The sequence below is a fragment of the Streptomyces sp. NPDC107500 genome (genome assembly GCF_055582785.1).
On the sequence record NZ_JBVJPF010000002.1, the window covers coordinates 76,442 to 94,364 of the forward strand.

At 72.5% G+C, this 17,923-nt stretch carries 17 protein-coding genes and 1 riboswitch; of the genes, 2 read left to right on the top strand and 15 right to left on the bottom strand.

The window, feature by feature from the left end:
* Positions 1-7 precede the first annotated feature (7 nt).
* The 9 genes from ACZ67M_RS06505 to ACZ67M_RS06545 form a co-directional block, all read right to left on the bottom strand.
* Positions 8-1,201: a glycine C-acetyltransferase gene (locus ACZ67M_RS06505; protein ID WP_361367716.1), complete on the bottom strand. Its 1,194-nt coding sequence runs from the start codon at positions 1,199-1,201 to the stop codon at positions 8-10.
* Positions 1,202-1,237: 36 nt separating this feature from the next.
* Complete coding sequence (tdh, locus tag ACZ67M_RS06510) at positions 1,238-2,266, bottom strand: L-threonine 3-dehydrogenase (RefSeq protein ID WP_392017777.1); 1,029 nt, start codon at positions 2,264-2,266, stop codon at positions 1,238-1,240.
* A gap of 177 nt (positions 2,267-2,443) precedes the next feature.
* On the bottom strand, positions 2,444-3,019 hold the full coding sequence (locus tag ACZ67M_RS06515) for a GAF domain-containing protein (RefSeq protein ID WP_361367711.1): 576 nt from the start codon (positions 3,017-3,019) through the stop codon (positions 2,444-2,446).
* Entirely contained in the window at positions 3,016-3,645 is a 630-nt protein-coding gene (locus tag ACZ67M_RS06520) for a GTP-binding protein (protein ID WP_161332606.1), read from the bottom strand. The genes ACZ67M_RS06515 and ACZ67M_RS06520 overlap by 4 nt, the downstream gene beginning before the upstream one ends.
* Complete coding sequence (locus tag ACZ67M_RS06525) at positions 3,623-3,997, bottom strand: DUF742 domain-containing protein (protein ID WP_161332607.1); 375 nt, start codon at positions 3,995-3,997, stop codon at positions 3,623-3,625. The genes ACZ67M_RS06520 and ACZ67M_RS06525 overlap by 23 nt, the downstream gene beginning before the upstream one ends.
* A 2-nt stretch (positions 3,998-3,999) precedes the next feature.
* Positions 4,000-4,434, bottom strand: coding sequence for a roadblock/LC7 domain-containing protein (locus tag ACZ67M_RS06530; RefSeq protein WP_122616453.1), 435 nt, complete (start codon positions 4,432-4,434; stop codon positions 4,000-4,002).
* A gap of 41 nt (positions 4,435-4,475) precedes the next feature.
* A complete protein-coding gene (locus tag ACZ67M_RS06535) occupies positions 4,476-6,338 on the bottom strand; it encodes a sensor histidine kinase (protein WP_469849813.1) in 1,863 nt (620 codons plus the stop codon).
* Positions 6,339-6,729: 391 nt separating this feature from the next.
* Positions 6,730-8,247, bottom strand: coding sequence for a SpoIIE family protein phosphatase (locus ACZ67M_RS06540; RefSeq protein ID WP_469849815.1), 1,518 nt, complete (start codon positions 8,245-8,247; stop codon positions 6,730-6,732).
* Between the two features lie 188 nt (positions 8,248-8,435).
* A complete protein-coding gene (locus ACZ67M_RS06545) occupies positions 8,436-9,629 on the bottom strand; it encodes an MBL fold metallo-hydrolase (protein ID WP_469849817.1) in 1,194 nt (397 codons plus the stop codon).
* Positions 9,630-9,719: 90 nt separating this feature from the next.
* Between ACZ67M_RS06545 and ACZ67M_RS06550 the strand changes: the two genes are divergently transcribed.
* Complete coding sequence (locus tag ACZ67M_RS06550; protein ID WP_355831432.1) at positions 9,720-10,340, top strand: TetR/AcrR family transcriptional regulator; 621 nt, start codon at positions 9,720-9,722, stop codon at positions 10,338-10,340.
* Positions 10,341-10,408: 68 nt separating this feature from the next.
* Here ACZ67M_RS06550 and ACZ67M_RS06555 read toward each other — a convergent pair whose 3' ends face one another.
* Together ACZ67M_RS06555 and ACZ67M_RS06560 are read right to left on the bottom strand one after the other, a co-directional pair.
* A complete protein-coding gene (locus ACZ67M_RS06555; protein ID WP_361367832.1) occupies positions 10,409-11,194 on the bottom strand; it encodes an SGNH/GDSL hydrolase family protein in 786 nt (261 codons plus the stop codon).
* A gap of 205 nt (positions 11,195-11,399) precedes the next feature.
* Positions 11,400-12,320, bottom strand: coding sequence for a M23 family metallopeptidase (locus ACZ67M_RS06560; protein ID WP_392102333.1), 921 nt, complete (start codon positions 12,318-12,320; stop codon positions 11,400-11,402).
* Positions 12,321-12,322: 2 nt separating this feature from the next.
* Positions 12,323-12,482: riboswitch (cyclic di-AMP (ydaO/yuaA leader) on the bottom strand.
* A 426-nt stretch (positions 12,483-12,908) separates the two neighbouring features.
* Between ACZ67M_RS06560 and ACZ67M_RS06565 the strand changes: the two genes are divergently transcribed.
* Positions 12,909-13,706, top strand: a complete 798-nt coding sequence (locus ACZ67M_RS06565; RefSeq protein ID WP_361367693.1) for a tyrosine-protein phosphatase — start codon at positions 12,909-12,911, stop codon at positions 13,704-13,706.
* A gap of 28 nt (positions 13,707-13,734) precedes the next feature.
* Here the strand turns inward: ACZ67M_RS06565 and ACZ67M_RS06570 are convergent, their stop codons facing one another.
* From ACZ67M_RS06570 to dxs, 4 genes are all read right to left on the bottom strand, one after another.
* Positions 13,735-13,857 carry a DUF6126 family protein gene (locus tag ACZ67M_RS06570; RefSeq protein WP_355831438.1) on the bottom strand — a complete coding sequence of 41 codons (123 nt, stop codon included), beginning with the start codon at positions 13,855-13,857 and terminating at the stop codon, positions 13,735-13,737.
* Complete coding sequence (locus tag ACZ67M_RS06575; protein WP_382804011.1) at positions 13,854-14,471, bottom strand: helix-turn-helix domain-containing protein; 618 nt, start codon at positions 14,469-14,471, stop codon at positions 13,854-13,856. Before ACZ67M_RS06575 ends, ACZ67M_RS06570 begins: the two co-directional genes overlap by 4 nt.
* Before the next feature lie 127 nt (positions 14,472-14,598).
* A complete protein-coding gene (locus ACZ67M_RS06580) occupies positions 14,599-15,984 on the bottom strand; it encodes an aspartate aminotransferase family protein (protein WP_361367687.1) in 1,386 nt (461 codons plus the stop codon).
* Positions 15,985-17,913 carry a 1-deoxy-D-xylulose-5-phosphate synthase gene (dxs, locus tag ACZ67M_RS06585; RefSeq protein WP_361367684.1) on the bottom strand — a complete coding sequence of 643 codons (1,929 nt, stop codon included), beginning with the start codon at positions 17,911-17,913 and terminating at the stop codon, positions 15,985-15,987. It abuts the gene before it with no gap.
* Between the last annotated feature and the right edge of the window lie 10 nt (positions 17,914-17,923).

The window sequence follows — 17,923 nt, forward strand, 5'->3', positions numbered from 1 at the left end:
CGGCGTTTCACGCGGCGAGCTGCTCCCGGGCCGCGACGAAGGCGTCCACCGCGCGGTTCACGTCGGCCGTGGAGTGCGCGGCGGAGAGCTGGACGCGGATGCGGGCCTGGCCCTGCGGCACGACCGGGTACGAGAAGCCGATGACGTAGACGCCGCGCTCGAGGAGCAGCTCGGCCATGCGGCCCGCCTCGGAGGCGTCGCCGATCATCACCGGGGCGATGGCGTGGTCGCCGGGGAGGATGTCGAAGCCCTCCTCGGTCATCCGGCTCCGGAACAGGGCCGTGTTCTCGGCGAGCCGGACGCGCAGGTCGTCGGCGGACTCCAGCAGGTCGAGGACCTTCAGGGAGGCGGCGGCGATCACCGGGGCCAGGGTGTTGGAGAAGAGGTAGGGCCGGGACCGCTGGCGCAGCAGGGCGACGATCTCCGCGCGGGCGGCGACGTAGCCGCCGGAGGCGCCGCCGAGGGCCTTGCCGAGGGTGCCGGTGATGATGTCGACGCGGTCCATGACGCCGTGCAGCTCGGGGGTGCCGCGGCCGCCGGGGCCGACGAAGCCCACGGCGTGCGAGTCGTCGACCATGACCATGGCGTCGTAGCGGTCGGCGAGGTCGCAGATCTCGGCGAGGGGGGCGACGTAGCCGTCCATGGAGAAGACGCCGTCGGTGACGATCAGCTTGCGCCGGGCGTCGCCGGCCGCCTTGAGCTGGGCCTCCAGGTCGGCCATGTCGCGGTTGGCGTAGCGCAGGCGCTTGGCCTTGCTGAGGCGGATGCCGTCGATGATCGAGGCGTGGTTGAGGGCGTCGGAGATCACCGCGTCCTCGGGGCCGAGCAGGGTCTCGAAGACGCCGCCGTTGGCGTCGAAGCAGGAGGAGTAGAGGATCGTGTCCTCCTGGCCGAGGAACGCGGAGAGCCGGCCCTCCAGCTCCTTGTGGACCTCCTGGGTGCCGCAGATGAAGCGGACGGAGGCCATGCCGTAGCCCCAGCGGTCCAGCGCCTCGTGGGCGGCGGCGACGACCTCGGGGTGGTCGGCGAGGCCGAGGTAGTTGTTGGCGCAGAAGTTGAGGACCTCGCCGGGGCGGCCGCCCGCGGTGACGTTCACCGTCGCCGACTGGGGGGTGCCGATCACGCGCTCGGGCTTGTGCAGACCGGCGGCGCGGATCTCGTCGAGGGTGGCGCGCAGGTCGTCGCGCACGGAGTCGAACATCTGAGAAGCTCCTAAGCTCCTGGGAAAGCGGGTGACTTACGCGGTCCAGTCGAGGATGACCTTGCCGCCCCGGCCGCTCGCGGCGTCGGCGAACGCGGCCTCGAAGTCGCGGTGGGAGTAGCGGCCGGTGATCACGGGGGCGAGGTCGAGGCCGCCTTCGAGCAGCACCGACATGGCGTACCAGGTCTCGAACATCTCGCGGCCGTAGATGCCCTTGACGGTGATCATCGAGGTGACGATCCGCGCCCAGTCGACGGGGAACTCCTCGGCGGGCAGGCCGAGCATGGCGATCCGGCCGCCGTGCGTCATGTTGGCGATCATGTCGCGCATGGCCTCGGGGCGGCCGGACATCTCCAGGCCGATGTCGAAGCCCTCGCGCAGGCCGAGTTCGCGCTGCCCGTCGGCGATGGTGGCCTGCGAGACGTCCAGGGCGAGGCTCACCCCGACCTTGAGCGCGAGGTCCAGGCGTTCCTGGCTGACATCGGTGATCACGACGTTGCGTGCCCCGGCGTGCCGGGCGACGGCGGCGGCCATGAGGCCGATCGGTCCGGCGCCGGTGATCAGCACGTCCTCGCCGACCAGCGGGAAGGACAGCGCGGTGTGCACGGCGTTGCCGAACGGGTCGAAGATCGCGGCGACGTCGAGGTCGACGGGGACGCGGTGCACCCAGACGTTGCCGGCGGGCAGGGCGACGTACTCGGCGAACGCCCCGTCGCGGCCGACGCCGAGCCCGACGGTGGCGCGGCACAGGTGGCGCCGGCCGGCCAGGCAGTTGCGGCACTTGCCGCACACCAGGTGCCCCTCGCCGCTGACCCGGTCGCCGGCCTTGATCTCGGTGACGTCCCGGCCGGTCTCGACGACCTCGCCGACGAACTCGTGCCCGACGACGAGCGGGGTGCGGATGGCCTGCCGCGCCCAGCCGTCCCAGGCCCGGATGTGCAGGTCGGTGCCGCAGATGCCGGTGCGCAGCACCTTGATGAGGACGTCACCGGGTCCCACGACGGGCTCGGGCACGTCCGCGAGCCACAGACCGGGCTCCGCCTTCTCCTTGACCAGCGCCTTCAACGCTACGGCTCCTGACGGGTGAGACCCCGGGACCGCGCACGCCGAAGCGGCCCGCGTCCGGGGAGGGGAGGGGGATCGCACTGCAATCTGCCGTACGGCACCGCCCCGGGTCCATCGAGCCTTTCTTAAGCCCGGCCGCAGCTTTCCTTCACGCCGCCCGCCCGCCGTCCTCCGGTCTCACAGCGGGAGCCCGTCCTGGGCGCTGCGCTCGATGCGGCGTACGAGGTCGGCGGCCGTCGACTTGATCGTCGCCAGGCCCGCCGTGCCCCAGGTCCGGGGACGCACGTCGGCGGCGGAGACCGTGCCCAGGACGGTGCCCGTGCTGTCGATGAGCGGGGCGCCGAGGTAGGAGCGGATGCCGAACTCGTCGACGACCGGGTTGCCGGCGAAGCGCGGGTAGTCGCGTACGTCCTCCAGGACCAGGGCCTTGCGCCGGACCACCACGTGCGGGCAGAAGCCGTGGTCGCGGGGCTGGACGCGGCCGAACTCCGGGCTGGTCCCGTCCCCCCGGGTCACCGGCGGGATGTCGGGCACCCGCAGGCCCGCGAAGAACTGCCCGTCCTCGACCAGGAAGTTGACCATCCCGTACGGGGCCTCGGCGAGGCCGGCGAGGTGCGCGGCGAAGGTGTCGAGTGCGGGGTCGGGGCGTTCCACCAGACCGAGCAGGCGCAGCCGTCGTACCCGGACGGGGGCCTCCCGGTCCTCGGGGGTGAGCAGCAGGCGTCCGGCCGGGCGCGGCGGGTCGTAGGTCATGGGCGGGCTCCGGCGCCGTACCCCGTGGTGGGGGCCGGCGTATGGGCGATCAGATGGCGTACGAGGGTGAGCAGGGTCTGCACACCGGAGCTGGAGATCCGGGCGTCGCAGCGGACGATGGGGATCTCGGGGTGCAGGTCCATGGCGGCGCGCACCTCCTCGGGGTCGTAGCGGTGGGAGCCGTCGAACTCGTTGATCGCGACGACGAACCCGAGGCCGCGTTCCTCGAAGAAGTCGACGGCGGCGAAGGACTCCTCCAGCCGGCGGGTGTCGGCGATGATCACGGCCCCGAGCGCGCCCTCGCACAGCTCGTCCCACATGAACCAGAAGCGTTCCTGGCCGGGCGTGCCGAACAGGTACAGGACGTGCGCGGGGTCGAGGGTGATGCGGCCGAAGTCCATGGCCACGGTCGTTTCGAGTTTGTTCTCGATTCCGTCGAGGTTGTCGGTCGCGGCGCTGACCGTGGTGAGCAGTTCCTCCGTGCTCAGCGGCGCGATCTCGCTGACGGCGCCGACGAAGGTCGTCTTGCCGACGCCGAATCCGCCCGCCACGAGGATCTTCAGGGCGGTGGGGAACGGGTCGGCGCCTTCGCCGTGGACGTGGTCAGAGCTGTCGTCGTAGTCCATCGAGCACTGCCTCCAGAAGGGCCCGGTCCGTGGGGTTGTGGTGGAACGCGGCGGGGGGTTTGGTGGTCAGCGCGCCGCAGTCGACGAGGTCCGAGAGCAGCACCTTGGTGACCGCCACCGGAAGCCGCAGGTGCGCGGCGAGTTCGGCGACGGGGAGCGGCGCCCGGCACAGGTCGAGTACCTGCGTGTGTTCGGGTCCGAGGTAGCCGAGGGGGGTCGTCCCCGTGGCCATGACCTGGGACATCAGGTCGAGCGCGACGGTGGGCCGGGTACGGCCGTTGCTGACGGTGAAGGGGCGCACCAGCCGTCCGGCGGCGTCGTCGAGCCAGGGCCCGTCGCCGGCCGCGGCCACCCTCAAGGCCTCATCGCCGGTGGTTCGACGGCGTGCTGCCGGGGCGCGGTGGCCAGGTAGGGGCGGACGCTCTTGACCAGCATGGCCATCTCGTAGCCGAGCACGGCGGCGTCGGCCTCCCGGCCGGCCAGGACGGCGAGGCAGGTGCCGGATCCGGCGGTGGTGACGAAGAGCAGCGTCGAGTCGAGTTCGACGACGACCTGCCGCACGTCCCCGCCGTCGCCGAAGCGGACGCCGGCGCTGCGGCCGAGGGAGTACAGGCCGGAGGCCAGGGCCGCCATGTGGTCGGCGCTGTCGGCGTCGAGACCGTGGACGGACTTCACCAGGCCGTCGCAGGACAGGAGCACCGCGCTGCTCGTGTGCGGAACGCGCTGCACGAGACCGCTCATCAGCCAGTCGAGGTCGGACACTTGGCCGGTCGGCGCATCGCTCGCCATGGTGGATCGACTCCTTGGGGTACGAAGATCTGTGGGGGCGTTCATCCGGACTGGTCCCGGGGGGTCGGCTCCAGGTGTGGTGCGGCCGGGTGGGGTGGCGCGGTGGGGGCGGGCGCCGTGTCAACGCGGACCGGCTCCAGGGAGGCCGGCTCCCGGTGCTGCTGGGCCTCGGCGAGGCCGATGCCCCGCTGGAAGGCCGCCATCAGGCCGGGGTCGTGACCCGTGTACTGCTCGGGTTCCTGGCGCGGTGCCGGGCCGCCGCGCAGTTGGGGTGCGAGGTGCTCCTGGGCGCGGCGGCGGGGCAGTTGGGGTTTGCCCATGGTGCCGCGCACCGCGCTGTGGCGCGGGACGGGCGGGGTGGCCGCGTGTTCGGCGATGACACCGCGCTCTTCGGGGCGTACGCCGGGGACGGCGGCGGCCGGGGTGGGCCGGTTCTGCCGCGTACCGCGCACGGGCAGCGGCAGGGGTCCGCCTTCGGCGGCGGTGCGGCCCCGGGCGGGGCGGGGCACCGCGGGCACGGTCGCGGAGGGTGCGACGGCGTCCGGTACTACGGTCGTTGGTCCCGCGGCGGGGGCGGCGGGGGCCGCCGGGACCGTCGGTGCCATGGGCGGTGGCTGCTGCCGGGGCGGCGGTACGGGGACCGGTTCGGCGGCGGCCGCCTCCGCCGGCCGGGCGGTGCCGTCGGGGAGCCGGCCGGGTTCCGTGCCCAGCAGGGCCTGCGGGACGACCAGTACGGCCTGGACACCGCCGTAGATGTTGGTTTGCAGCCGGACGGTGATGCCGTGCCGCTTGGCGAGCTGGGAGACGACGAACAGGCCGATGCGGCCGTCCGCCAGCAGGTGGGCGACGTTGACCTGGTCGGGGTCGGCGAGCAGGGCGTTCATCCGGGCCTGCTCGGCGGCGGGCATTCCGAGTCCGCGGTCCTCGACCTCGACGGCGAGGCCCGAGGTGACGAGGCTGGCCCGCATCAGCACCTGGGTCTGCGGGGCGGAGAACAGGGTGGCGTTCTCGACGAGTTCGGCCAGCAGGTGGATGACGTCGGCGACGGCGTGGCCGCGCAGGGTCCCGTCGATCGGCGGCACCAGGCGGACCCGGGAGTACTGCTCGACCTCGGCGATGGCCGAGCGGAGCACCTCGGTCATGTCCACCGGGTTGCTCCACTGCCGGCGGGAGACGGCGCCGCCGAGCACGGCGAGGTTCTCCGCGTGGCGGCGGATGCGGGTGGCGAGGTGGTCGACGTGGAAGAGGCCCTTGAGGAGGTCGGGGTCCTCGATCTCGTTCTCCAGCTCGTCCAGGATGGAGATCTCGCGGTGCACCAGTGACTGGAGGCGCCGGGCGAGGTTGACGAAGACCTCCAGCTTCTGTTCGCTGCCCGCCTGGCTGGAGAGCTGGGCGGCCCGGACGACGGCGGTGACGGCGCCGTCGTGGGCGCGGGAGAGGTCGGCGGCGAGCAGTTCGAAGTCGTCGGCGTCGGCGGGCGGCCCGCCGCGCGGTTTGCGCCGGGGCGGCGGCTCGCCGCGGCGCAGCGCCTCGACCACGGCACGCAGGTCGCCCTCCTGGCGTGCGGTGCCGCGGCGCAGCGCGCCGACGCGTTCGTGCACGGAGCGGGCGGCGCGGTCGGCGGCGACGGCGGCGATGGCGACGGCCGCGGCGGTCACCGAGACGGCGCCGGCGAGGACGGCCCACAGGACGGGGCCGGGCCGGATGCCGGTGGAGCGGACGGTGAACAGGACGACCGCGCAGCCGCTGAGGGCGACCGCGACCGGCGGCAGCACGGCGAGACGCAGGAGTTGGGGCCGTATGTGGGTCTCGGGCAGCGCGGGGGCGGTGCGGGGGGCCGGCCGGCCGTGCCGCCCGCCCTCGCGGCGGTCTGCTCGCGCGGCCGGGGCGCGGAGGTGAGACATCGGGGTCCTCGTACTGGTCCGTCGGTCTGGGTGCTCGCGCGTGGTGACGGAGATGCCACGCGGGCAGGCGTCGTCGCTGCGTCGACTGAACGGACCGGGGGATCCGGCTCTACGTCGCCCGACGGACACTGACAGTAGTCGCCTGCCCCTCATGTGCGGTGGGCAGTTGCCAAAGTCCCCCGGGCAACGTCCTGCTCTGGTATGAGGCCTCGTACGACAGCCCGATAAGCCGGTGAAGCACCCGTTCCGGAAGGGTCGCGGACCGGTCGGACTCGATCAGAAACAGTCACTGTCGGTAGCCGAGCTTCCGCATCCCCGACTCGGCGCGAGCGTCAGGGGCGGCGCGGTGTTCAACGCGCTGCTGCCCACCACCGCCATGGGGCCGCGCGCATCACCCCGTCGTTCCGGTCCCGGGCCGCGCGGCCTGGGCGATGAGCAGGGCCACGTCGTCGTGGTCTCCGCCGTGGCGCAGGCTGTTCAGGAGGAGGTCGCAGGTGGCGTCCAGCGAGTGGCCTGGGAGGACGGCGAGGACGCCGAGGAGGGCTTCCAGCCGGGCGTCGATGGGCTGGTCGCGGGTCTCGACGAGGCCGTCGGTGTAGAGGACGAGCTGGTCGCCGGGCCGGAAGCCGATCGAGGTGGAGGAGAAGGGGATGCCGCAGCCGCCCAGCGGGGCGCCGCTGGGCAGGTCGAGCAGTTCGTGGACGCCGTCCGCGTGGCAGTGGACCGGTGGCAGGTGGCCGGCCAGGGAGATGTGGCACTGCGCGGTGCGGGGGTCGAAGACGGCGTAGACGCAGGTCGCGAGGGTGCCGAGACCGTCCGTGATGTGGTCGAGGTGGTTCAGGACCTGGGCGGGGGGCAGATCGAGATCGGCCAGCGTTCTGGTGGCGGTGCGCAACTGCCCCATCGATGCCGCGGCCCCGACACCGCTGCCCATGACGTCGCCGACGACGAGGGCGGTCTTGTCGCTGCTCAGGGGGATGACGTCGAACCAGTCGCCGCCGATCTCGATGGTGTCCTGGGCGGGGCGGTAGCGGTAGGCGACGTCGAGGCCCGGCCGTTGTGGAGGAGGGTGGGGCAGGAGGCCGCGCTGGAGCGTGAGGGCGGTGCGGCGCTGCTCCTCCACGGCGCGGTACCGGTCGGTGACGTCGACGCTGGAGGTGGCCACGCCCAGCACTTTCCCGTTGGGGGACTCGAGCCGGTAGAAGGAGACGGACCAGGCGTGGTCGTTGTCCGGGTCGGCCGCGGTGCGGCCCACGGTGTACTGGTCCAGGACAGGCGTCCCGGTGGCCAGGACGTCACGCATGGCCGCCTCGAAGGACTCGTCGAGGAAGGGCAGCACCTCGTGGACGTGGCGTCCGAGGTGTTCGGCGGCCGGCACACCGTTCATCCGCTCCTCCGCCGGATTCACGGAGATGTACCGCAGATCGGTGTCCAGCATGCCCAGCCCGATCGGCGACTGGGACACCAGCTGCGCGGACAGCGACAGGTCCCGCTCCATCTGCCGCACCGTCGCCTGGTCCGCGGCCAGCCCCAGGGCCCAGTAGTCGCGCTGGTCGTCCTGCAACCGCATGTTGCGGAACTCCACCGGGCGCACGCTGCCGTCCTTGTGCCGGACGGGAAAGACCCCTGCCCAGCTCTCGCCGTCCTCCATGACCTGGGCGAACAGCGCCAGGACGGCGTCCAGCTGCTCCTTGTCGATCAGCAGGTCGGCCGCGTACCGCCCCAGGGCCTCCTCGGCGCTGTAGCCGAAGAGGATCTCGGCCTGCGGGCTCCACAGATCGACCCTGCCTTCGGCGTTGAGCAGGATCGCGGCGACGTTGAGCACGTCCAGCAGACCCCCCGGCCTCGACGCCACCACACCCGGCGTCCCGGGGTCCTCCCGGAACGGTTCGGGTTCGGTCGTACCCATGCCCAGAGCTCCTCCCGGCCAGTGACCGGACGGTCGGGTGGCGGCTGCCGGAGCGGACGGCGCGCCGGCGTCAGTGGCCCCGCCACTCCATCGTCCCCCCTCCGCCACCGGCTCGCCTGCTCCGGCTGCGAGGCGTGACGATGCCCCTCCGCGACGTCACGTCGGCCGGGACGCGGCGCCGGAGGATGTCACCGCTCACCGGCGAGGTCGAGATCGCCCACGCCCGTCCCGGTCACATCATCGGCACTGCGCGGACGCCGCCACGCGTGCGCGACCGGCTCCGACACCGCCCGCCACCACGCCTCCACCGGCACCTCCCCCGCCGGCTCGAAGGGCTCCCCCGGCCGCGGGAACGCCACCGCCTGCCCGGCCTCCCCGGCCGCGTCCTTCGTCCACTCCCCCGGCTCCGCCCACGCATGCGGCGCCAGGTTGAAGGTGCCCCAGTGGATCGGCAGCAGCACCCCGGCCGGAGCGCCTCCCTGGAGGTCGAGATGGGCCCGCAGCCCCTCGGCGGGCGTCATGTGGATGTCCGGCCAGAACCGGGAGTACGCGCCGAGCTGGATCATCGTGGCGTCGAAGGGCCCGTGCGCGGCGCCGATGTCCCGGAAGCCGTCGAAGTAACCCGTGTCACCGCTGTGGTAGACGCGGTGCTCCTCCCCCGCGACGACCCACGACGCCCAGAGGGTGTGCTGGGTGTTGCGCAGCCCCCGCCCGCAGAAGTGGCGGGCCGGCGTCGCGGTCAGGGTGAGGCCGGCGACGCGCGTCGACTCGTGCCAGTCCAGCTCCCGCAGCCGGTCGGCGGGCACCCCCCAGTGTTCGAGGTGGGCGCCGACCCCGAGCGGCACGGCGAACAGGGTGTCCGTGCCGGCCAGCGCCTTGATCGTGGGCATGTCCAGGTGGTCGTAGTGGTCGTGGGAGATCACGACGACGTCGACCGGGCCGAGGGCGGCCAGGGGGACCGGGACGGGGTGCAGCCGCTTGGGCCCGGCGAAGGGGAACGGGGAGCAGCGCTCGCCCCACACGGGGTCGAAGAGCACCCGCCGCCCGTCGATCTCGGCGAGCACGCTGGAGTGCCCCATCCAGGTGAGCCGGAGTCCGGTGGCGGGCTGCCGGGCGAGGTCGGCGAGGGTCGTGGCGTGCACCGGGATCGGGCCCCTGGGGGCGCGGCGGAGCCGGGACTCCCGGTCGAAGTAGATCTTGGCGAACTCACGGGCCGATCCGGAGGGCCGGGTCCGGGCGGTGCCGCCGGGGTTCTGGAAGACGCCGTCACGGAAGTGCGGCGATCTGCGGATGCGCGCCATGCGCTCACCGGTCGGGTCCGCGCCGAAGGCCGCGGGCCTGGGCGAACGGAGCCCGGAGCTCGGGGAACGGAATCCGGCCACGGTAACCTCCAGGTGGAGTAGGTCAGGCTCTCATTATGGTCGTCTCGTGTGACACCGACTGATCGTGTCCGGAGCTTGGGGGGACGGGGCGTGGTGCGAGTCCGGTTGAGTGTGGCCGAGCGGCGCGAGGAGCTGCTGCGCGCGGCCGTCGAGCAGATATCGGCGCGGGGTGTCGCGGCGCTGCGGATCGCCGACGTGGCGTCGGCGCTCGGGGTGAGCAACGCGTTGGTGCTCTACCACTTCTCCACGAAGGAGAAGCTGGTCGCCGCCGCCTTCGCCCGTGCCGCCGAGGACGATCTGGCTCATCTGCACGGACTGCTCGGCCGCCGTACGTCGGCGCTGCGCCGCCTGCGGGCCGCCGTGCGGTGGTACGCCCCGACGGGGCAGGCCAAGGGCTGGCGGCTGTGGATCGAGGGCTGGGCGGCGGCGCTGCGCGAGCCCGCGCTGCGGGACGTCACGCGGGATCTGGACCGCCGGTGGAAGGCCGCGATCGCCGAGGTCATCGCCGAGGGGGTGGCCGCCGGGGAGTTCCCCTGCCCGGACCCCGAGGGCGCGGCCCTGCGGCTGACCGCGCTCCTCGACGGGCTGGCCGTGCAACTGACGTCGTACGCGGGCACGGTCTCGCGGGCCCGGGCGCGGGAGTGGACGGACGAGGCGCTCGCCCGCGAACTGGGCCTGCCGCGGGAGGCGTTGGGTGCCCCCCGCCGCTGACCCGCCGCCGGCCTCGCCGTACCCCGCCCACAACCGGCCTCCGCCACCGGCCCGCCCGCCCCGCGCGGTCACGCCACCGAGGCGATCCGCGTCTTGATGTCGTCCGGCGACAGCGCCCCCTTGGCGGTCACATGGTCGCCCGAGGACTGGCCGCGCAGCCGGCGTCCGATCCACGGCACCAGGTACTCGCGCGCCCAGTGCACGTCGTCCCGGCGGACGTCCAGCGCGCCGCGGTGGGGCAGCGGCGGCCAGGGCTGGTCCGGGTCGGCGGGCACGGGCAGGCCGAGGGCCTGTCCGGCGCGCAGCGCCACCCGTGTGTGACCCTCCGGGGACAGGTGCAGGCGGTCGGCGTCCCACGCCCTGCGGTCCTGGACGCTGCGGAGCGACCAGAGGTCGAGCACCGGGCAGCCGTACCGGTCGGCGATGGCGCGGACGTGCCCGTTGTACGTGGCGATCTTGCCGCGCAGGTGCTTGAGCACGGGCACGCCGCGGGTGTCGAAACCGGTCGTCACGAGGACGGTGCCGGCCGCTTCGGCCAGCGCGGCCACCGCCCGCTCGAACCGCTCGGCCACTTCGTCGGGGTCGGTGCCGGGCCGGAGGATGTCGTTGCCGCCGGCCGCGAACGAGACGAGGTCCGGTGCGAGTCCGGCGACCCGGGGGACCTGTTCGGCCGCGATCTGGTCGAGCAGCCTGCCGCGCACGGCGAGGTTCGCGTAGGTGAAGTCGCCCTCGGGGCGCCGGTCCGCGAGCAGTACGGCGAATCGGTCGGCCCAGCCGACGAACGCCCCGTCGGGGCCGCGGTCGCCGACGCCCTCGGTGAAGCTGTCCCCCAGCGCCACGTACGACCCGATCACTGCTCTGCTGTCATTCTTCGAATCGTCTGCCACATCGAGCCATGATTCACCTTGGAATGTGACCTACGCGACCGTAGGAAGGGGTTGACGGTCGGTGAGAAAGGCCACTCCTAAAGGCTTGGTCAATTGCGGAATACACCGAAGGCCGGACCCGGGGATCGGGGTCCGGCCTTCGGTGGCATGGGGACTGCGCCCTTGCCGTGCGTCAGAGAGAGACGCCGTGCGAGCGCAGGAACGCGACCGGGTCGATGTCCGACCCGTAGTCCGGCGTGGTGCGGATCTCGAAGTGCAGGTGCGGACCGGTCACGTTGCCGGTGGCACCCGAGAGGCCGACCTGCTGACCCGCCGTCACCGACTGGCCGGCGGAGACGGAGAGGGAGGAGAGGTGGGCGTACTGGGCGTAGTGGCCGTCGGCGAGCTGGATGACGACCTGGTTGCCGTACGCGCCGCCGGGGCCGGCGGAGACGACGGTGCCCGCGCCGACGGCCTTGAGCGGGGTGCCGGTCGGGACGACGAAGTCGGTGCCGGTGTGGTAGCCGCTGGACCACATGCTGCCGGACTGGTGGTACGGGGTACCGACGGTGGCGCCCGCGACGGGGGAGGTGTAGCCGCTGCTGGTGCCGGCGTCCGAGGTGGAGGCCTTCTCGGCGTCCGTGGACTTCTCGGCCGGCTTGGCGGCGGGCTTCTCCGCCTCGGCGGGCTTCTCCGCGGCGGGCTTCTCCGCGGCCGGCTTCTCCGACTGGGCGGCCTTGGCGCCGACCGAGAGCTTCAGGCCGGGGTGGATCAGCGACGGGTCCGAACCGATGGCCTCGCGGTTGTCCTCGTACAGCTTCTTCCAGCCGCCGTCGACGTTCTGGTCGTCGGCGATCCGGGAAAGGTAGTCGCCGCTCTTGACGGTGTAGGTCCGCGCGTCCGAGTTCTTCTCGGCGCCACTCGCGGCGGCCTTCTTCGCCGTCGCCGCGACGGACTGCACGGACTGCTCGGAAACGGAGTGCGCGGGGGCGGCGTTGGCGCCGGCGGCCCCGATCAGCGGGAGCGCGAGCGCGGCGCCACCGGTTCCGGCGACGGCGATGGCGCGGGTCAGGCGCATGGCCCTGGTACGGCGGTGCTTACCCTTCGCGGGCATGGCGAATTCCTCTCCGGCGCCTGCGAGGTGAGCTGTCGGGTTCGGGCTGGAGATGCCCGGCCGCGCCGAAACGCGGCTTCACCCCAAGCCGTTCCGGGAACCGGAACAGGCATTCGTACCTGTGGGTCCCCCGCTCCTGCCGGGTACGGGTGGTGGATGAGAGTGGGCTCCGGTCGGCGGCAGGATTAGGCGTCCGTCCGGATCGGTGGTGAACGTAAGCGACCAAGACGCACCCGGACAAGCGAAGAGTTCCACCGGAAGGTGTTCCGATTGATCCTTTACGGGAATATCCGGTCACACTCCGTCGATTCGGGGAATGGCATTCCGAGTGAACGTCCTTGCAAACCGGCTTGATTACGTGGACATGACGGACGACGCACGGTTACGGATATGACGCTGCTCACGCGCCACTTCTCCACCTATTCGCATTTCAGCGCCAGTTGGAATCAAGGCGTCAATTCGGACAGAAAGCCCGAGGTAACCCTTAACGCCCTGTGGACAAGTCCTTGGCGCATACAGGGGATGCCGTATCGTCGAGGCGAGCCCGCCGCCGAGCAGCGTCGGCGGGGCGGAGTGGGAGGAGTCCCCGTGACGCAGCAGGTCCCGTCGACCGAACCCGAGCTGACCGGTGTGCGCAACTTCCGGGACGTCGGCGGACTGCCGGCCGCGGACGGGCGACGGGTGCGGCAGGGCGTGCTGTTCCGCAGCGGGCACCTGGCGCACGCCACCGGGGAGGACGCCGCCTTCCTGGCCACCCTCGGCCTGCACACCATCTTCGACTTCCGCAACGCGGCGGACCAGAAGCTGGAAGGCCCCGACGTCGAGCTGCCGGGCGTGCGCAATGTGAACCTGCCGCTGAGCGACCCGGCCGACGGCGCCGAGTTCTGGAAGATGGTCCGCGACGGCGACCTCGACCAGCTGCACGCGATCCTGGCCGACGGCAAGGGCGCCCAGCGCATGATCGCGTCCTACCGGACGATCATCACGGAGCGCACGGCGGAGCACTCCCGGGTGCTGCACGCGCTCGCCGAGGACAGCGTCCCCGCCCTGATGCACTGCGCGGCCGGCAAGGACCGCGCGGGCCTGTCGATCGCGGTCACGCTGCTCGCGCTCGGCGTCGAGCGCGATGCCGTCCTCGACGACTACCTCAAGTCGAACGCCACGCACCGCCGCTACAAGGTGCGCCGCGGCAGCTCCGCCGCCTCGGCCTACTCCCCCGAGGTCATGGAGCTGCTCAGCCCCCTGTTCGACGCCCGCGCCGAGTATCTGGCGGCCGCCCTGGACACCGTCGAGGAGACCTGGGGCGGCGTCGACGCCTACCTGGAGCAGGGCCTGCACCTGACCCCGGCGACCCGGGAGCGGCTGCGCGAGCGGATGCTGGACTGATCCGGTACCGCACCGACCCGCACGACCGCTAGCGGCTCGCGCCCACCTCGAAGAGCAGGTAGAGGAAGCCGCCGAAGACGTGGCCCAGGGCGATGTAGATGAGCAGCCGGACCCACAGGGCACGCGGGAACTTCTCCTCCATGGAACTCACGGCATCTCCCCGGGGGTCGTCGGGCCGAGGCACAGCGCGGCCGTCGGGCTCTGCAGCAGGGTGTGGACGAAGAGCAGCTCGACCCCTTCGGGGTCCTGTGCGGCGATGCGGTGCGGGGTCAGCGAGTCGAAGTGGGCGCCGTCCCCCACCCCGAGCCGGTGCTCGGTGTCCCCGAGGCGCAGCCGCAGGCGGCCCCTGAGCACGTGCAGCCACTCCTCGCCGGGGTGCACCCGCACGATGTCGCCCTGGGAGCCGTACGGCACCTCGACGCGCAGGGCCTGCATGCCCCGGCCCGGCGCTCCCGCCCGCCGGTACGTCCAGCCGCCCGCGGCCGTGGGCTCCATCTCGGCGGCGCGGATCACCGCGTCCGGGTCCGCGGGCGCCTCCCCCAGCAGCCCGGCGACGGTCGTACCGTAGACGCGGGCGAGGGCGAGCAGCATCGGCAGCGAGGGCTGGCGCTGCCCGGTCTCCAGGCGGGAGAGGTGGGCGGGCGACAGCCCGGCCGCGCGGGCCGCCGCCTCCAGGGTCAGGGCGGCCCGCCGCCGCAGCTCACGCAGCTGGGGCGCGACGGCGGCGACCGCGCCGTCGGCCGGTCCGGTCTCGGAGGAGCTCATGCTCATGGCTCCATTCAGCCCGAATCTTGCCCTTCGGGCAAATTTCTTGCCTCTGAGGCAAAGCTTCGGAGCGGCCTCTGAGGCAAAGCCTCAGGGCTGCTCCGGCGCCGGGCGGCCACCGACGGACTCAGCGGTGCGCCACCGCCTGCTTGACCAGCGTCTTGCCGAAGTCCCACATCAGACCGCCGCCATTGTGCGCGTCGTCCATCACCTCGGTGAAGGCGTCGACGAACCGGTCCACGTCCGCGGTGTCGATGATCAGGGGCGGGATCAGTTTGATCACCTCCAGGTGGTCGCCGGAGACCTGGGTGAGGATCCGGTGCCGTTGCAGCAGCGGCACCACCACCATCTGCGCGAAGAGGCCCTTCCGGGCGGCCTGGAGCATGGTCCAGCGGCTGCGCAGCTTCAGGGACCGCGGCCGGCCGAACTCGATGCCGATCATCAGCCCGCGGCCCCGGACGTCGGCGAGCAGCTCGTAGCGGTCCACCAGCGCCGCCAGCCGGGACTTCAGCCGCTCCCCCACCGCGGCGGCGTTCGCCACGATCTCCTCGTTCTCCATCACCGAGAGCACGGCGAGTCCGGCCGCCATGGCCTGGGCGTTGGAGCCGAAGCTCGCCGAGTGGACCTGCACGCGGTCCATCGAGGAGTACACCTTCTGGAAGATCCAGTCCTTGCCCAGGGTGGCGCCCACCGGCACGTAGCCGCCGGACAGCGCCTTGGCCACGCAGACCAGGTCGGGCTCGACGCCGTCCTCGTGCTGGAAGGCGTAGAACTTCCCGGTCCTGCCCAGGCCCGTCTGCACCTCGTCGGCGATCAGCAGTGCCTTGTGCCGGTGCAGCAGGTCCTGCGCGGCCCGCAGGTAGCCGGGCGGGGCCTCGTGCACGCCCTTGCCCTGGATCGGCTCCACGATGAGCGCGGCCACGTCTCCCCGCCGCAGCTCGCGCGCCAGCGCGTCCAGGTCGCCGAGCGGGACCGCGGTGTCGGGCAGCAGCGGCGCGAAGCCCTTGCGGAAGCCGTCCTCGCCGTTGACGGAGAGCGAGCCGGTGGTCAGTCCGTGGAAGGCGTGGGTGCAGTACAGGATCCTCGGTCTGCCGGTCGCGTACCGGGCGAACTTCAGCGCGGTCTCCACCGCCTCGGTCCCGCTGTTGCCGAAGAAGACCCGGTCCAGGTGCGGGCTGTACGAGAGCAGCCGCTCGGCCAGGAGTCCGGGCAGCGGCGGACAGTCGAAGCGGGTCAGGTCGGCGAGCGAGGCGTCCAGGACGTCGTGCAGCGCCTTGCGGACGACCGGGTGGTGGCGGCCCAGGCCCATCACCGCGAACCCGGCGAGCATGTCCAGGTAGTCGTTGCCGTCGGCGTCCCAGAAGTGCGCGCCCTCGGCCCGCTCGTAGACCTTGTCGAAGCCGATGGTGTGCAGCATGCGCGGCAGCTGGTGGTTGAGGTGCCTGGCGTGCAGCTCGTACCGCTCGGCCCCGCGCTCGGCCAAGAGCGCGGCGAGGTCGAACTCCTTGGTCATTCAGTTCTCTCCTTGCGCAGGCATGACGTTCCGTCCGTCCCCGGGGGTGTCCACCGCTCGCCGCCCGACGGCCAGGCTCGCGCTGATCCGGCCGGCGATGTCGACCGGGGTGAGGCCGATGTCCGCGAGTACCTCGGCTCGTTTGGCGTGGGCGAGGAACTGGTCGGGGATGCCGAAGCGGCGCACGGGCACGTCGGCCTCGGCGTCGCCGAGGGCCAGCGCCACCGCCGAACCGACCCCGGCCGCCCGGCTGTTGTCCTCGACGACGGCGACCAGACGGTGCCGGACGGCCAGCGGGGCCAGCTCCGGGTCGACGGGTTTGACCCAGCGCGGGTCGACGACGGTGCATCCGATGCCGCGCGCCTCCAGCAACTCCGCCGCCCCGAGGCAGACGGGCGCCATCACGCCGACGGCCACCAGCAGCACCTCGGGCCGGTCCGCGGCGTGCAGGACGTCCATGCCGCCGACCCGGCCCACGGCGGGTACGTCGGGGCCGACGGACTCCTTCGGGAAGCGCACCAGGGTCGGCGCGTCGTCGACGGCGACCGCCTCGCGCAGCTGGGCGCGCAACTGGCCGGCGTCGCGCGGGGCGGCGATGCGCAGCCCGGGGACGACCTGGAGGACGGACATGTCCCACATGCCGTTGTGCGAGGGCCCGTCGGTGCCGGTGACGCCGGCCCGGTCCAGGACGAAGGTGACCCCGCAGCGGTGCAGCGCCACGTCCATCAGCAGTTGGTCGAAGGCGCGGTTGAGGAAGGTGGCGTAGACGGCGACGACGGGGTGGAGTCCTCCGGTGGCGAGGCCGGCGGCGGAGACGGCGGCGTGCTGTTCGGCGATGCCGACGTCCCAGACCCGGTCGGGGAACCGTTCGGCGAAGGGTGCCAGGCCGACGGGGTGCAGCATGGCCGCGGTGATGGCCACGACGTCGTCGCGCTCCGCTCCGATCCGCAGCATCTCCTCGCCGAACACGGAGGTCCAGGACGGCCCGCCCGCGGGGCCGAGCGGTGCGCAGGTGAGCGGGTCCATCGCGCCGACGGTGTGGAAGTGGTCCTCCTCGTCGCGGAGGGCGGGTTCGTAGCCCCGGCCCTTCTCCGTGAGGCAGTGCACCAGCACCGGTCCGTGGAAGCGTTTCGCGCGCCGCAGCGCCGACTCGACGGCCTCGACGTCGTGTCCGTCGATCGGGCCGAGGTACTTCAGCCCCAGGTCCTCGAAGAGTCCCTGCGGGGCGAAGGCGTCCTTGAACCCCTTCTTGGCGCCGTGCAGGGCCTCGTAGACGGTGTGGCCGACCACCGGGGTGCGGTGGAGCACGCCCTTGCCCCAGGCCAGCATCCGCTCGTAGCCGTCGGTGGTGCGCAGGGTCGCGAGGTGGTTGGCGAGGCCGCCGATGGTCGGGGCGTACGAGCGTTCGTTGTCGTTGACCACGACGATGAGCGGCCGGTGGCCGGCGGCCGCGATGTTGTTCAGCGCCTCCCAGGCCATGCCGCCGGTGAGCGCGCCGTCGCCGATGACGGCGACGACGTGGCCGCGCTCTCCGCGCACGTCGCGGGCCTTGGCGAGGCCGTCGGCCCAGCCGAGCACGGTGGAGGCGTGGCTGTTCTCGATGACGTCGTGCTCGGACTCCTCGCGGGACGGGTAGCCGGACAGGCCGCCCTTGCCGCGCAGCTTCGAGAAGTCCTGACGCCCGGTCAGGAGTTTGTGCACATAGCTCTGGTGGCCGGTGTCCCACAGGATGCGGTCGGCCGGCGACTCGAAGACCCGGTGCAGGGCGACGGTGAGTTCCACCACGCCCAGGTTGGGTCCGAGGTGACCGCCGGTGCGGGCGACCGCGTGCACCAGGAAGTCACGTATCTCGTCGGACAGTTCACCGAGTTCCGCCTCGGACAGCGCCTTCAGGTCGCGTGGTCCCCGGATGTTCTCCAGAATCGTCACGCTCGGGCCC